This is a genomic window from Curtobacterium oceanosedimentum (genome assembly GCF_020297365.1).
GTDB lineage: Bacteria > Actinomycetota > Actinomycetes > Actinomycetales > Microbacteriaceae > Curtobacterium.
In genome coordinates this window covers 57,132-71,367 of record NZ_JAIXIG010000010.1, presented here as the reverse complement: position 1 = coordinate 71,367, position 14,236 = coordinate 57,132, and the positions used below count along the sequence as shown (strand labels likewise).

11 protein-coding genes are annotated in these 14,236 nt (G+C 72.4%); 6 read left to right on the top strand and 5 right to left on the bottom strand.

Annotated features, from left to right (window positions below):
- Positions 1–14: 14 nt before the first annotated feature.
- A complete protein-coding gene (locus LEL83_RS06510; RefSeq protein WP_198657469.1) occupies positions 15–1,181 on the bottom strand; it encodes an RtcB family protein in 1,167 nt (388 codons plus the stop codon).
- Positions 1,182–1,662: 481 nt separating this feature from the next.
- On the opposite strand from LEL83_RS06510, the gene LEL83_RS06505 reads away from it, so the two are divergent.
- From LEL83_RS06505 to LEL83_RS06480, 6 genes are all read left to right on the top strand, one after another.
- Positions 1,663–3,483, top strand: a complete 1,821-nt coding sequence (locus tag LEL83_RS06505) for a glycoside hydrolase family 15 protein (RefSeq protein ID WP_225558193.1) — start codon at positions 1,663–1,665, stop codon at positions 3,481–3,483.
- 46 nt (positions 3,484–3,529) lie between these two features.
- The gene (locus tag LEL83_RS06500) at positions 3,530–4,123 is read left to right on the top strand and encodes a DnaJ family domain-containing protein (RefSeq protein WP_225558192.1); all 594 of its coding nucleotides are present in this window, start codon (positions 3,530–3,532) and stop codon (positions 4,121–4,123) included.
- Between the two features lie 90 nt (positions 4,124–4,213).
- Complete coding sequence (locus LEL83_RS06495) at positions 4,214–6,670, top strand: phosphoketolase family protein (RefSeq protein WP_225558191.1); 2,457 nt, start codon at positions 4,214–4,216, stop codon at positions 6,668–6,670.
- A gap of 112 nt (positions 6,671–6,782) precedes the next feature.
- Complete coding sequence (locus LEL83_RS06490) at positions 6,783–7,466, top strand: fumarylacetoacetate hydrolase family protein (RefSeq protein ID WP_225558190.1); 684 nt, start codon at positions 6,783–6,785, stop codon at positions 7,464–7,466.
- A 159-nt stretch (positions 7,467–7,625) separates the two neighbouring features.
- Entirely contained in the window at positions 7,626–8,621 is a 996-nt protein-coding gene (locus LEL83_RS06485) for a sugar phosphate isomerase/epimerase family protein (RefSeq protein WP_225558189.1), read from the top strand.
- Positions 8,622–8,631: 10 nt separating this feature from the next.
- Positions 8,632–8,808 carry a hypothetical protein gene (locus tag LEL83_RS06480; RefSeq protein WP_198657463.1) on the top strand — a complete coding sequence of 59 codons (177 nt, stop codon included), beginning with the start codon at positions 8,632–8,634 and terminating at the stop codon, positions 8,806–8,808.
- Between the two features lie 152 nt (positions 8,809–8,960).
- On the opposite strand, the gene LEL83_RS06475 is transcribed toward LEL83_RS06480, so the two are convergent.
- The 4 genes from LEL83_RS06475 to LEL83_RS06460 form a co-directional block, all read right to left on the bottom strand.
- The gene (locus LEL83_RS06475) at positions 8,961–9,170 is read right to left on the bottom strand and encodes a hypothetical protein (protein WP_198657462.1); all 210 of its coding nucleotides are present in this window, start codon (positions 9,168–9,170) and stop codon (positions 8,961–8,963) included.
- A gap of 150 nt (positions 9,171–9,320) precedes the next feature.
- Positions 9,321–11,858 (bottom strand): ATP-dependent DNA ligase, encoded by a 2,538-nt coding sequence (locus tag LEL83_RS06470; RefSeq protein WP_225558188.1) that lies wholly within the window; start codon positions 11,856–11,858, stop codon positions 9,321–9,323.
- Positions 11,855–12,745: an SDR family oxidoreductase gene (locus LEL83_RS06465; RefSeq protein ID WP_198657460.1), complete on the bottom strand. Its 891-nt coding sequence runs from the start codon at positions 12,743–12,745 to the stop codon at positions 11,855–11,857. Before LEL83_RS06465 ends, LEL83_RS06470 begins: the two co-directional genes overlap by 4 nt.
- The gene (locus LEL83_RS06460; RefSeq protein ID WP_225558187.1) at positions 12,742–14,220 is read right to left on the bottom strand and encodes a hypothetical protein; all 1,479 of its coding nucleotides are present in this window, start codon (positions 14,218–14,220) and stop codon (positions 12,742–12,744) included. The genes LEL83_RS06465 and LEL83_RS06460 overlap by 4 nt, the downstream gene beginning before the upstream one ends.
- Positions 14,221–14,236 lie beyond the last annotated feature (16 nt).

Sequence of the window (14,236 nt, the reverse complement as noted above, 5' to 3'; positions counted from 1 at the left end):
TCGGTGGAAGCGGCTCAGTCGCCCTTCACGTTGACGACCTGCCGCAGCGTGTGCCGGATGGACACCAGGTCCGACGCGTCGGCCATCACCTGGTCGATCGGCTTGTACGCCGCCGGGATCTCGTCGAGGAACGCGTCGGTGTCGCGGTACTCGATGCCGGCCATCGCCTCGCGCAGCTGCTCGTGGGTGAAGGTCCGCCGGGCCGCGCTCCGCGAGAACAGCCGTCCGGCCCCGTGCGGCGAGGACTCGAGCGACGGCTTGTTGCCGAGGCCCTCGACCACGTACGACGCCGTGCCCATCGACCCCGGGATCAGCCCGGGCTGCCCGGCCTTCGCCTGGATCGCGCCCTTCCGCGAGACCCACACGGACTTGCCCCAGTGCGTCTCGCGCTGCGTGAAGTTGTGGTGGCAGTTGATGCGCTCGCGCTCGTCGACGGGCGTCCCGACGGCCTCGGACAGCTGCCGGACGACGCGGTCCATCATCTCCTCGCGGTTGAGCAGCGCGAAGTGCTGGGCCCACCGCAGCTCGGCGATGTACCGGTCGAATTCCGGGGTGCCCTCGACCAGGTAGGCCAGGTCGGGGTCCGCCAGCTCGATCCACCACCGCTGCACGGCCTTCTTGGCGACGGCGATGTGGCGCTGCGCGATCTTGTTGCCGACGCCCCGCGACCCGGAGTGCAGGAAGAGCCAGACCCGGTCCTGCTCGTCGAGGGAGACCTCAATGAAGTGGTTGCCGGACCCGAGCGTGCCGAGCTGGTTGCGCCAGCCGCCGTGCACGCCGTCCGGGTCGAAGCCGGCGGTCTCGGCCATCGCCTCGAGCTCCGCGATGCGCGGTGCGGCGGTCGCGACGATCTTCCGGTTCGACGCTCCTGCCGACAGCGGGATCGCGCGCTCGATCTGCTCGCGCAGCCCCTGCAGGTCGGCGGGCAGGTCGCTCGCGGTGAACTGCGTCCGGACCGCGATCATGCCGCAGCCGATGTCCACGCCGACGGCCGCCGGCATGATCGCGCCGAGGGTGGGGATGACGGACCCGACGGTGGCCCCGAGGCCGAGGTGCGCGTCGGGCATGAGGGCCAGGTGCGGGAACACGAACGGCATGCGCGCGGTCGTGCGGGCCTGCTGCTCGGTGGTGTCCTCGAGCATCGAGGCCCAGCTGAGCAATCGGTCGTTGATCTTCTTCATGGAGTCGTCTCGCTTTCGTGACGGTCGAGGTGACGGTCCGAGACGGTCGTACGCCGGGCCTCCTGGTCGTCGCCGGTCGTGGCGGACGGGAGGAGGCGGAGATGACGAACGCCCCGGGCCGGGTGGGCACGGGGCGTCGTGGGACGTCGCGTGCCTACGCGGGATAGCTGAGGGACCACTGCTGCTCGGACAGCACGGCGGTCGCGTCGAGCTGGAGCTCGACGCGTTCCTGGTTGTGCTGCACGGCGCGCATGCGCGGTCCTTCCGGTGTGCCCGGGACGGGCGGTCTGCCGATCGGCAGGAGCACGACGCTAGTGCGACACGCCCGGGGTGCGCAAGTCGCGCTGGCGTGTCGGCCGTGCCCCCGGCATCCGCGAGCGGTCCGCGCGCGGTCCTCCACAGCCTGGAGGCCCGGCGTCCGTCCTCCACGAGGGGTACGTCCGCCTGATGGTCGCGGCCACCGCCGGGGCAGGCTGGACGCATGACCGAGCGCACGCGAGACACCCCCGACGCGACCGACAACGAGGAGCGCACCGACGGGTACGTCCCGCTGCGCTCGTACGGTGCGATCGGCGACGGTCGGACCGTCGCGCTCATCGCCCTCGACGGTCGGATCGACTGGCTGCCGATCCCGTCGATGGACTCGCCGCCGGTCTTCGCGAGCATCCTCGACGCCGAGCACGGCGGCCACGTCGCACTGCGGCCCGCCGACGGCGACGCACAGGTCTCGCGCGAGTACCTGCCCGGCACCAACGTCCTGGTGACGACGTGGACGACCCCCACCGGCCGGGCCACCGTGACCGACGCCATGGTCACCGGCGTCGCGGGACGCCTGCCCTGGGCGGAGATCGGTCGCTGTGCGCAGGGCGTCGAGGGATCCGTCGAGATGGAGTGGGCGGTCGTCCCCGGGACCATCCTCAACACCGCGGAGCCCCGCCGCCTCGACACCGCGAACGGCACCGTGATCGGCATCGACGGGGTGACCATCGCGATCGTCGAGCGCGGCTTCGAGCCGGTGCACGACGACGGCCCGCGGTTCTCCGGCCGGTTCACGACGACGGAGGGGTCGAAGTCGATCCTGACCATCGTCGGCACCCACGACGAGCCGATCTTCCTGCCCGACCCGGAACGCTCCCTCGAAGGAGTCGACCGCACCATCGACAACTGGGCGACCTGGTCGAAGGAGTTCAACTACGACGGGCCGTGGTCCGAGGCGGTGCAGCGGAGCGCCCTGGCGCTCAAGCTCCTCATCTTCTCGCCGACCGGCGCGATCGCCGCGGCGCCGACCACGAGCCTGCCCGAGGACCGCACCGGCGGCAAGAACTGGGACTACCGCTTCGCCTGGGTGCGCGACCTCGCGTACACGGTGCACGCGCTCACCCGCTTCGGCCTGCGCGAGGAGACCCACGCCGCCGTGTCCTGGATGATGCGCACCATCGCCGAGCACGACGAGACCATGCCGATCTTCTACGGACTGGACGGATCGAAGACCGACGACGTCGAGGAGCGCGACGTGCCCGGCTGGAACGGGATCGGGCCGGTCACGGTGGGCAACCGCGCCGGTGACCAGCTGCAGCTCGGCGTCTGGGGCGACGTCTTCGAGATCATGCGCCAGTACGTGCGGGCCGGCAACGTGCTCGACCGCAGCACCGCGGCCGTGCTGCAGGAGCTGGCCGACGACGCCTGCCACCGCTGGGAGGAGCCCGACTCCGGCATGTGGGAGCTGCAGGACACGCAGCACTACACGACGAGCAAGATCGGCTGCTGGCAGGCGCTCGACGCCGCGGTGGAGCTGCACGACGCCGGGATGATCGACGGCCCGCGTGAGAAGTGGATCGAGAACCGCGAGCTCATCGAGGACTGGGTCGCCGAGCACGGGTGGAACGAGGAGCTCGGCCACTACGTCATGTACCCGGGCACCGATGCCCTCGACTGCTCGATCCTGCTGCACGCGATGTCTGCGTTCGACCGCGGGCCGCGCATGGAGTCGACGATCCGGGCCATCGAGGAGCAGCTGCAGCACGGGCCGCTGGTCTACCGGTACTCCGGCATGGAGGACGAGGAGTCGCCGTTCGTCGCGTGCTCGTTCTGGCTCGCCGCAGCACTGGCGTGCGTCGGGCGGATCGACGACGCACAGCAGCTGATGGACGCGATGGTCGACCAGGCGAACGACGTCGGCCTGTTCAGCGAGATGCTCAGCGCCGTGGACGGGGACTTCATGGGGAACATCCCCCAGGGCCTGTCGCACCTGGCGCTCATCCAGGCGGCACTGACCATCGAAGAGGTCTCGAAGGACTCCTGAGCGGGCTGGACACGCCGTCGGGGGTCGGGGGCATCATGGTCGCACGATGAACGACGTCGATGCACGGATGGACCGGCTCCGGAGGGCCGCTCGCTACCGCTACCAGCAGCTCGTCGACAGTGAGATCGAGCGCGGCTCGCTGGACCCCGACGAGGTGCGCGAGGAACGCCGCCAGCTCCGGGCCGCCGACGTCGCTGCGAACGCCCGTGCCCGGATTGAGGAGGCCGAGCGCCGCGGGGTCTTCGAGGGCAACCCGTACCACGGCAAGCCCCTGCCCGGGAACGACGGGCAGCACGACCCCGACTGGTGGATCAAGTCGAAGATCGAGCGCGAGGACATCCGCGGCATCGCGCCGCCCGCGCTGGCGCTGCGCACCGAGGACGCCGAGCTCGACGACGCCCTCGACGCCCTGTCGGTGGAGTCCGACGTGCGCGACGTGCTGGTCGACTTCAACGCCCGCGTCAAGGAGGCCCGTCGGCAGCTGCTCGGCGGACCGCCCGTGGTGACGCCGCTGCGCGAGGTCGACGCCGAGGTCGAGGCGTGGCGGGAGCGGCGGGAAGCCCGGATGGCGTCCGCCGCCCGGGCCGCCGAGCAGGCGCAGCTGGAAGCACGCCCGCGACGGTGGTGGCGGCGGCGCTGACCGCGACGGACCGACGCGAGTGGGCCGGGCGCGCCCGGACGCGCGGAGTTTCCTGAGGTCCGACGGCCTTCCGTTTCGTACCGTGGTCCCATGGCCCCTGGACACCTCCCCACCACCGACCGGCTCCGGGCGGTCGACGCCTGGTGGCGCGCCGCCAACTACCTGACGGTCGGGCAGATCTACCTGCTGGACAACCCCCTGCTCACGCGGCCCATCGAGCCTGACGACGTCAAGCCCCGGCTCCTCGGACACTGGGGCACGTCGCCCGCGCTCAACCTGGTCTACGCGCACTGCAACGCCCTGATCGCGGAGACCGGCCGCGAGTTCCTGTACGTGTGCGGCCCGGGGCACGGCGGCCCGGCGATGAACGCGAACGCCTGGCTCGAGGGCACGTGGAACGAGCTGTACCAGGACGTCGACCTGCAGCAGTTCTTCCGGCAGTTCTCGTTCCCCGGCGGCATCCCCTCGCACGCGGCCCCGGAGACCCCCGGCTCGATCAACGAGGGCGGCGAGCTCGGGTACTCGCTGTCGCACGCGTACGGCGCCGCCCTGGACAACCCCGACCTGGTGGTCGCGTGCGTGGTCGGCGACGGCGAGGCCGAGACCGGTCCGCTGTCCGGTTCGTGGCAAGCGCACACCTTCCTCGACCCGGTGTCCGACGGGGCCGTGCTGCCGATCCTCAACCTGAACGGGTGGAAGATCGCGAACCCCACCGTGCTGGCCCGCATCCCCGACGAGGACCTCACCGCCTACTTCCGCGGTCTCGGGTACGACCCGATCGTGGTCGACTCCCGTCGCGTCGACGACGACCCGTACGCGGTGCACGCCCTGTTCGACGGTGCGCTCCGCAGGGCCCTCGCGGCGATCGACGACATCCAGGCCGCCGCTCGAGCACAGGCCGAACGCGCCGCCGCCGGGCAGCCCGCGGGTGCCGCAGCACTGCGACCGCGCTGGCCGATGATCGTCCTGCGCACCCCGAAGGGCTGGACCGGCCCGAAGGAGGTCGACGGCGAGCAGGTCGAGGGGACCTTCCGAGCCCACCAGGTGCCGCTCCCCGCGGTGCGCGAGGACGAGGGACACCGCGCGCAGCTCGAGGAGTGGATGCGCTCCTACCGCCCGGAGGAGCTCTTCGACGAGGACGGGCACCCCGTCGGCATCATGACCGGGATCCGGCCGAGCGGCGACGCGCGGATGAGCGCCACCCCGCACGGCAACGGCGGTCGGCTGCGGACCGCGCTCGACCGGCCGCCGCTCGAGCCGTACGGCGTCGAGGCCGGCTCCACGGCGTCCGCCACCGGGACCCTCGGGCCGTGGCTCGCGGCGCTCATCGAACGCAACGCCTCGACCTTCCGGCTGTTCGGCCCCGACGAGACGATCTCGAACAAGCTCGACGCGGTGTTCGACGTCACCTCCCGCGTCTGGCGAGCTCGTCGCGCAGCCGGCGACGAGCACCTCTCCGCACGTGGCCGCGTCACCGAGGTGCTGTCGGAGCACCTGCTCGAGGGCATGCTCGAGGGCTACGTGCTCACCGGCCGGCACGGCATCCTCAACACCTACGAGGCGTTCGCCCACATCATCGACTCGATGGTCGGTCAGTACGCGAAGTGGCTCGAGTCGTCGACCGACATCGACTGGCGCGTCCCGGTGTCGAACCTGTCGATCCTGCTCTCGTCGCACGTGTGGCGACAGGACCACAACGGGTTCTCGCACCAGGACCCCGGGTTCCTCGACGTCGTCGCGTCGAAGCAGCAGGACCTGGTCCGCATCAAGCTGCCCGCCGACGCGAACACCCTGCTCGCGGTCGCGGCGCACGCCATGGAGACCACGGACCGCATCGAGGTGATCGTCGCCGGCAAGCACCCGGAGCCGGTGTTCCTGTCCCTCGACGACGCGGTCGCGCACGCCGCGGCCGGACTCGGCGTCTGGGACTGGGCCGGCACCGAGCAGTCGGTCGGCCGCGCGGACGTCGTCCTGGCCTGTGCCGGTGACGTCCCGACCGTCGAGGCGATCGCCGCAGCGGACATCATCCGGCGGCACGCGCCGGGCGTCGGCGTGCGCGTCCTCAACGTCGTCGACCTGCTCGCGCTCGGCGACCCGCGCAAGCACGAGCACCCGATCCCGGACGAGCAGTACGACGAGCTGTTCCTGCCCGGCACGCCCACGGTGTTCGCGTTCCACGGCTACCCGACGCTCGTGCACCAGCTCACCTACCGTCGGAACGGGCACGACGACCTGCACGTGCACGGGTTCCTCGAACAGGGCACGACGACCTCGCCGTTCGACATGCTCATGCGGAACGAGATGGACCGCTTCGCGCTCGCCCACGACGCCCTGACACGCGTCGACGCCGAGGCCCACGCCGACCTGCTCGCGAAGCTGACGGAGGCGCGTGACGCCGCCCGGACCCACGCGTACACGAAGGGCGAGGACCACCCGTCGCTCGCGGGCTGGGAGTTCGCGGGCTGGCCGCAGGACGAGCCCGCCACCGGCGGCACCGGTGGCGACCCGGGCGCCGGCGAGACCGAGGCTGCCGCACCGGGCAACTGAAACTCGCGCCTCACCGGCAGGGAGGCCCGGATCACCCTCCACAGGACCCGGCACGGCACCGACGTGCCGGGTCCTGTGGACCGGGGCCCTGCGGGCCTGCCACGCTGGGGACGTGATCGACCTCGTCGTCCCGGCCCCGAGCCTCCCGACCGTCCCGACCACGACCGGCGGGCGCTTCCCCGTCCGCCGCGTGTTCTGCGTCGGCCGCAACTACGCGGCGCACGCCCGCGAGATGGGCCACGACCCCGACCGTGAACCGCCGTTCTTCTTCACCAAGCCGGCCGACGCCGTCGTGGCGGACGACGCCGACACCCCGTACCCGCCGCTGACGCAGCAGCTCGAGCACGAGGTCGAGCTCGTCGTCGCGATCGGGACCGGCGGCACGGACATCACCGTCGAGGACGCCCTCGCCCACGTGTGGGGCTACGCCGTCGGCATCGACCTCACACGTCGCGACCTGCAGGCCGAGGCGAAGCGACTGGGGCGACCGTGGGACACCGCGAAGGGCTTCGACGCGTCCGCTCCGATCGGGGCGATCCGGCCGGCTGCGGGTGCCGATCCGGCGACGGGCGCGATCACCCTGACCGTCGACGGCGAGCTCCGGCAGTCGGGTGACCTGGCCGACCAGATCTGGTCCGTCGCCGAGACGATCGCGGCGCTCTCCCGGTCCGTCGCCCTCGCGCCCGGCGACCTGCTCATGACCGGCACACCCGACGGCGTCGGCGTGCTCGCCCGCGGTGCCGAGGTCGTCGGCACGATCGCCGGGGTCGGGTCGGTCCGCACGCGGATCGTCTGAGGGCGTGTCGTCCGTGCGCCCGTGCACGGCGGAACTGGGAGCGCTCGCAGACTGACGGCGTACCCCTGAGTCCACGCCACGGGTGGGGCCGCGGCGGACACGGGGCAGCGAATCGCGACGGGGCGACGGCGGACACCTCGGGACAACGGAGGTAGGGCCGTGCTGGAACACGATCTGCTCGCCACGTCGTGGACGTGGGCGGGCGACGAGGACGTCCGAGAGCGCGTGCACGCCGTCGGGGCCGCCGGGTTCGCCGGCCTGTCGCTCTCGCTGGACGACCTGCACGAGGTCCGCGCGACCATCGGCCTGGCCGAGCTGCGTCGGATGCTCGACGGCGCCGGCATCGTCTGGGTCCAGCTCGGCCCGCTCGACCGGTGGTGGACGTGTGCCGACCGGGCGCCGGACGACGACGCCGACCGCGGCGTGGTGCTCGAGGCCGCCGCGACCCTGCGGGCGTGGCAGGTGGTCGCGCGGGCCGACACGACGCTGCCCGGGGCCTCGCCCGGAGCGACGGCGGACGACTGGACCGTCCTCGCCGACCAGGCGGAGGCGGTGGGTGCCCAGCTCGTGCTCGAACCCGAACCGTGGTCGAACCTGCCGACCGTGGAACGCGCGAGCCGGTTCGTCGCAGCCGCCGGCCACCCGAACGGCGGACTCCTGGTCGACGCGATGCACGCGTTGCGCGGCGGCTCGACCCTGGCGTCGATCCGCCAGGGGGTCGCGCCGGGGACCCTGGCGGCGGTGGAGCTGAGCGACGGGCTGCTGCACACGCCGAGCGGCATGACGCTCGCCGAGGAGTCGCGGGTGGCACGACACCTGCCCGGCGCCGGGGCGTGGGACCTGCCCGGCTTCGTCCGGACCGTCCGCGAGCTCGGGTTCGACGAGCCCTGGGGCGTCGAGGTGCGGACGCCCGCGCACCGCGCGATGCCGATCGGTGACGCCCTGCGCACGGCGGCTGCCGCGACGCGGGCGGTGCTCGACGCGGCCGACGCCTTCGGTGCTCCCGCGGCACCGGCCATGCCCTCCACGCCGGCGCCGACGTCGGCCGTCGACTACGAGCCGTTCCACCGCGGCCGTGCCGACGGCGGCCGTGCGGACGGCAGTCGGACGGACGGCCACCGCCGACGCGACGCCGACACAGGGACGCCCGCGTAACCTGCTCGGCATGACCGATCAGGCAGCACACGACGACGACCTGCTCCGCCGTTCCCAGGAGTCCATCGACGAGGCCAAGGCCGCGGCGGCCGAGGTGTCCGAGCCCGAGGAGGAGACCCTCATCGACGAGGACGCTCCGGTGGCCGGACGCACCGAGCCGACGGACGGGCCGGCGCCCGCGGCCTGACCTCGGTGGGGTGGATCCGACCGCAGGGCCGGGGCTGCCGCAGAAGATTCTTCGATCGGGTGTGACGATCCGGGTCGTGGCCACGTCTCATGAGTGGCGGCGGCCCGTGCGTCCCCTGATCCGGCGTGCGGGCCGTCCGTGCCCCGGTACGGTCAGCCGATCCGATCGACCGCGGGGTCGTCGTCCTCGTCGTCCTCGTCGTCCTCGTCCACGAGGAAGTCGGCGTACCGGACCTCGTCCGCGGTCCCGTCCGGCTCGTCGCCCGTCGTGCCGAGCAGGCCGGTCTGCAGCGTTCCGTCCGCCGCCGCGGCGGCCCCGCGCTCCGCCGGGGTCAGCGGCGGCAGGTACTTGCTCGAGCTCATCTGCGGCCCCCTTCGTCCCGGCGACCGTAACAGTCGTGCGCGGCCCGGTGGTCGTCGCGGCCGGAACGTCCCCCGCGGGGACCGCCCACGGGGGACGGAAGTTCGCCACGGGCGGACCCCATGCGGACGCATCGGCAGCCCGCCGCGGGCTCAGTCCTCGCGCACGACGTCCGTCGGGTCCTTGTCGCTGCGCCACCCGCGCCACGACGGGTGCCGCAGACGACGATCGCCCGTCCACTCGGCGAACTCGACCTCGCCGACGCGCTTCGGCGTCACCCAGTGCGCATCGCGAGCGTCGACCCGCGGGACGTCGACGAACGGCGACGTCTTCCGTTCGAGCGGTCGGAGCGCGGCGGCGATCTCGTCGAGGTCCCGGTCGCGGAACCCCGTGCCGACCTTGCCGACGTACTCCAACCCGTCCGGCCCGGGCACGCCGAGCAGCAGGGAGCCGATCCCACCGGCGCGCCGACCGGTGCCCGGCTTCCACCCGCCGACCACGACCTCCTGCGTCGCGTGGTGCTTGAGCTTCAACCAGGCCTCGGACCGGCGCCCCTCGGCGTAGCGGGACGACCGCTTCTTCGCGACGACGCCCTCCAACCCCTGGTGCCGGGACTCGGCCAGCACCGCCTCGAGGTCGCCCTGCGCCGCCGGCGGGACGTCGATCGCACCACCGGGTTCGACGACGGTCTCGAGCGCCTGGCGGCGCGCGTCGTACCCCAGGCGCGTGAGTTCGTGTCCGTCCGCTTCGAGCACGTCGAACACCAGGAACCGCACCGGTGTCGCCTGCTGCGCGGCCCGGACCTCGCGCGGTCTCGTCACGCCCATCCGGTTCTGCAGCAGCTGGAAGCTCGGACGGCCGCGGTCGTCGAGCGCCACGATCTCACCGTCGAACACGCCGTCGACCCCGGCGCTGTCGGCGAGTTCCTGCAACTCGGGGTACTGCGGGGTCAGGTCGTTGTCGTTCCGGCTCCGCAGCGTCACCGCGCCGTCCCGGACGGTCGCCAGTGCCCGCACGCCGTCCCACTTCATCTCGAACGCCCAGTCGGCCGGGTCGAGCCGGGGCTCGCCCTCGGCCAGGGTCGCCTGCATCGTGCGGCGCTCCGACGGCGGGGTGTCGGCGGGCTGCGCTCCGGTGATGCGCCGCCGCCCGTCGCCCTGCCCGTCCTGGTGTCCGTCCCGGTGCGCGTCCGCCGACCGGGAGACGCGGCCCGTCCCGGACCCGCCCGCGCCGTCGGCGAGCCGCTCGGGTTGCTCCTTGGTGCGGTGGATGAGCCAGTTCTTCTCGTCGCCGCCACCGCGTCCGCGGGTGTGCAGGAGCGCGAGGCGGCGAGCGCCACCCGCCCGCCCGTGCAGCGTGACGATGACCTCCTTGCCCTCCCGCCACTTCTCGAGCTCGTAGGTGCCGTCGTCCCAGATCGTGACGGTCCCCCCGCCGTACTCGTCCTTCGGGATCGTGCCCTCGAACGAGCCGTACTCGAGCGGGTGGTCCTCGGTCTGCACCGCCAGGTGGTTCTTCCCCGGGTCGTTCGGTTCACCCTTCGGCAGGGCCCAGCTCACCAGCACGCCGTCGTGCTCGAGCCGGAAGTCGTAGTGGTCACGCGTGGCGTGGTGTTCCTGGATGACGAAGGTGGGCGTGCCGTCCTTCCGCACCGTCGGCGCTCCCTCGGGCACGGGCTCCGGGGTCTTCGACGCGTCCCGCTTCGCGCGGTACTCGGCCAGTCGGTCGCGCGCCGGCGGTTCGGCGGCGTTCGCCTGCTCGGTGCGGTCGCTGTCCCAGTGCCCGTGGTCGGCCCTGCCGACCGCCAGCGAGGCGGACGCGACCGGGTGCAGGAAGTCCCCACGAGCCTCCAGGCGTTCGAGGACCTCGTCCAGGGTGAGCTGCGCGAGGCCGCGCTCCTCGAGTTCCTGCCACGTCCGGGGCGCCGCCACCGTCGGGTGGTCCCGCCCACGCAGGGAGTACGGCGCGATGGTGGTCTTGTTGCCGTTGTTCTGCGACCAGTCGACGAACACCTTGCCCGTCCGCTCCGCACGGCTCATCGACGACAGCACGAGGTCGGGCATGTCGGCCTCCAGCGCCTTGGCGAGCTCGTGCGCCACGTCGGAGACCTGCGCCGTCGTCGCCTTCCCGTCCAGGGCGGCGTACAGGTGGATGCCCTTCGACCCGGACGTCACCGGGTGCGGATCGAGGCCCATGCCGTGCAGGACCTCGCGCGCGGCGACCGCCACCTCGACGCACTCGGGCAGGCCGACGCCCTCGCCGGGGTCCAGGTCGAGCACGAGCCGGTCCGGGTTCTGCTGCGCCCCACGGGGCCCGAAGCGCCACTGCGGCACGTGGAGTTCGAGTGCGGCCTGCTGCGCCATCCACACCAGCGTCGGCAGGTCGTCGACGATCGGGTACTCGTTGTCGTGTTCCGAGTGGTGGATCGTGTGGTGCCGGACCCAGTCGGGCGCGGAGTCGGGCAGGTTCTTCTCGAAGAAGACCTTCCCCTCGACACCGTTCGCCCAGCGCTTGCGGGTGACCGGCCGGTCCTTGACGTGCGGGATCATCCACGGCGCGACCCGCTCGTAGTACTCGATCACCCGCCCCTTGGTCGTGCCCGTCGCGGGGTAGAGCACCTTGTCGGTGTTCGTCAGGGCGAGCCGACGGTCCCCGACCAGGACGACGGTCCTGCGCGAGGCGGGGCTCACAGCGCGACCCCGGTCGCTCCCGCCACGGTCAGGGTCGTGCCGGACGTGTACGACGACTCGGGTCCGGCCAGGTAGACGTAGGCGCTGCCGAGCTCGACGGGCTGCGCGGGACGGCCGAAGGGGGTGTCCTGGCCGTAGGCGGCGATCTCGTCGCCCGGGTAGCTGATCGGCTGCAGGGGCGTCCACACCGGACCGGGGACCACCGTGTTCGCCCGGATGCCCTTCGCGGCGAGCTGACGGGCGAGGCCGTTCGTGTACGTGATGATGCCGGCCTTCGTCGCGGCGTAGTCGATCATGCGGTCCTGCGGCTGGTACGCCGACACCGAGCTCGTCGTGACGATCGAGCTGCCCGGCGCCATGTGCGGGACGGCAGCGCGGACGAGCCAGAACAGCGAGTACAGGTTGACCTTCATCGTGCGGTCGAAGTCGTCGGTGGACTGCTGGGTGACGTCCTCGTGCACCTGCTGGTGGCCGGCGACGAGCACCAGGGCGTCGAGTCCGCCGAGCTCGCTGACGGCGTCCTGCACGAGCACGTCGCAGAAGGCTTCGTCCGTCAGGTCACCGGGCAGCAGCACCGCCTTGCGACCGAGGTCACCGATGACGTCACGGACCTGCTCGAGGTCCTCGCGCTCTTCGGGCAGGGCGTTCAGGGCGACATCGGCGCCCTCCTTCGCCATCGCGATCGCCGCCGCTCGCCCGATGCCCGAGTCGGCCCCGGTCACCAGGACCCGGTGTCCGCGCATCCGTCCGGTCCCGACGTAGCTCGTCTCGCCGTGGTCGGGTGCCGGGTCCATCGCACTCGCGAGTCCCGACCCCTGCTGCGTCTGCGCGGGGAACGGCGGACGGGGGAACTGATCGCGGGGGTCCTGCTTGTCGAGCTGGCTCATGGGCCCATCGTGCTCGTGCCGGCCTCGCGACGTTCCAGCTGGTCCGCACCCGGGCGCGATTCGTCGCGGGCAGCGATGCCACCGTCCGCACTGGGAGGGGTGTGACCGGGCGCACCGTCGAGTCGCCACCCTTCGTCCGCCCGACGGATCCGGCGGTCGACGGCCCAGAGCGCAACGGCAACCCAGACGGACAGCGGCACGATGGCGAGCCCGATGACCAGCCCGCCGAGCTGCGCTGTCACCGCTGTCATCGTCGTGCCGGCCACGCTCGTCAGGAGCGTGGCCGCAGTGGACGCCACCACGACCGACGCGGTCGCGTACGGCCAGCTCCCGACCGGGACGGGACGCCCAGCAGCTGCGAGCTGTCTCGCCAGGCGGTGGTCGTCGGCGATCCGAACGACGCCAGCGGCCGCGCTGATTCCGACGACCGCGGTGCACCACGTAACCGTCGCGACACTGAGGAACGGCGCCGAGGCGGGGATGAGCGCGACGGCACCGAGGACGGCAGCGCCGCCGACGAGGACGACTGCCCCGGTGGTCATCAGACGCTCGTGCAGTGGCACGCCGCGCGAGACTGCGGACCGCACCCCGCGGACGATGACCGCCAGGGACATGAGCCCGCAGACCGCTCCGCCGAGCGGTACCGACCAGGACGTCGGCACGTCGTCGGCGATCTGCGCCGTCCAGGTCCACAGGACACGGATCGTCCCGGTCTGCCAGAGCACCGCGAGCAGGAGGATCACGATCGCGCAGAGGGCCATCAGGAAGCGGAACCGCGGCGGGAGGCCACGCAGGTCCTCCACGGCGGCGCGGAGCCGGTGTCGCGCCGGACCGACGAGCGCGGCGAGGAGCGCGAGGACCGCTGCGAACGTGCCGATCTCTCCGGCGGCGTCCGCCGTACTCGCCGACGTTCCGCCAGCAACCACGACGGCGCTCAGCAACGCACCGCCGCCACCGACCCACGCAGCCAGACGCCCGGACAGACGGAGCTGTCGTCGATCGGTGGCGGCACGGACCGACCACACCGCGGTGTCGACGAGCACCCGGAGCTCGTCGGCGGACGCCGCGAGTCGTGCTCTCCAGAGCGCCGCCCGCAGCGTCTGTGCACCCTGCAGGGCATCGTCGTGCGCCTCGAGCCGTCGCACGGCGTGAGCCCTGGACCGTACGACGAGTTCTGCACCGGTCCTGGCCGGTTCGCGGAGCCACGGTCCGAGGACGACGAGGGCAGCAGTCCCGGTCAGCGTCCGCTCGTCACGAACCGGCAGGAGCGCGGCGATCTGCTGTTGTTGCACCTGCGAGACCGCACCGCCCGAGCGCAGGAAGGGCTTCAGCCACCGGGCGGTCACATCGTCGACCCGTTGCTGCAGATCGGCTGGTCTGAGCGCCCCGCGCACGATCGCGAACAGCATCCCGACCGCCACCACGACCCCGGCTCCGGCCAGCGACTGCACCGTCCGCATGATCCCCTCGAACATGTGCCATGGGTACCAG

Coding starts and splice junctions, on each gene's coding strand:
- LEL83_RS06465 (WP_198657460.1), bottom strand. CDS start 12,745: ATGAGCCAGCTCGACAAGCAGGACCCCCGCGATCAGTTCCCCCGTCCG.
- LEL83_RS06495 (WP_225558191.1), top strand. CDS start 4,214: ATGGCCCCTGGACACCTCCCCACCACCGACCGGCTCCGGGCGGTCGAC.
- LEL83_RS06500 (WP_225558192.1), top strand. CDS start 3,530: ATGAACGACGTCGATGCACGGATGGACCGGCTCCGGAGGGCCGCTCGC.
- LEL83_RS06460 (WP_225558187.1), bottom strand. CDS start 14,220: ATGTTCGAGGGGATCATGCGGACGGTGCAGTCGCTGGCCGGAGCCGGG.
- LEL83_RS06480 (WP_198657463.1), top strand. CDS start 8,632: ATGACCGATCAGGCAGCACACGACGACGACCTGCTCCGCCGTTCCCAG.
- LEL83_RS06475 (WP_198657462.1), bottom strand. CDS start 9,170: ATGAGCTCGAGCAAGTACCTGCCGCCGCTGACCCCGGCGGAGCGCGGG.
- LEL83_RS06510 (WP_198657469.1), bottom strand. CDS start 1,181: ATGAAGAAGATCAACGACCGATTGCTCAGCTGGGCCTCGATGCTCGAG.
- LEL83_RS06505 (WP_225558193.1), top strand. CDS start 1,663: ATGACCGAGCGCACGCGAGACACCCCCGACGCGACCGACAACGAGGAG.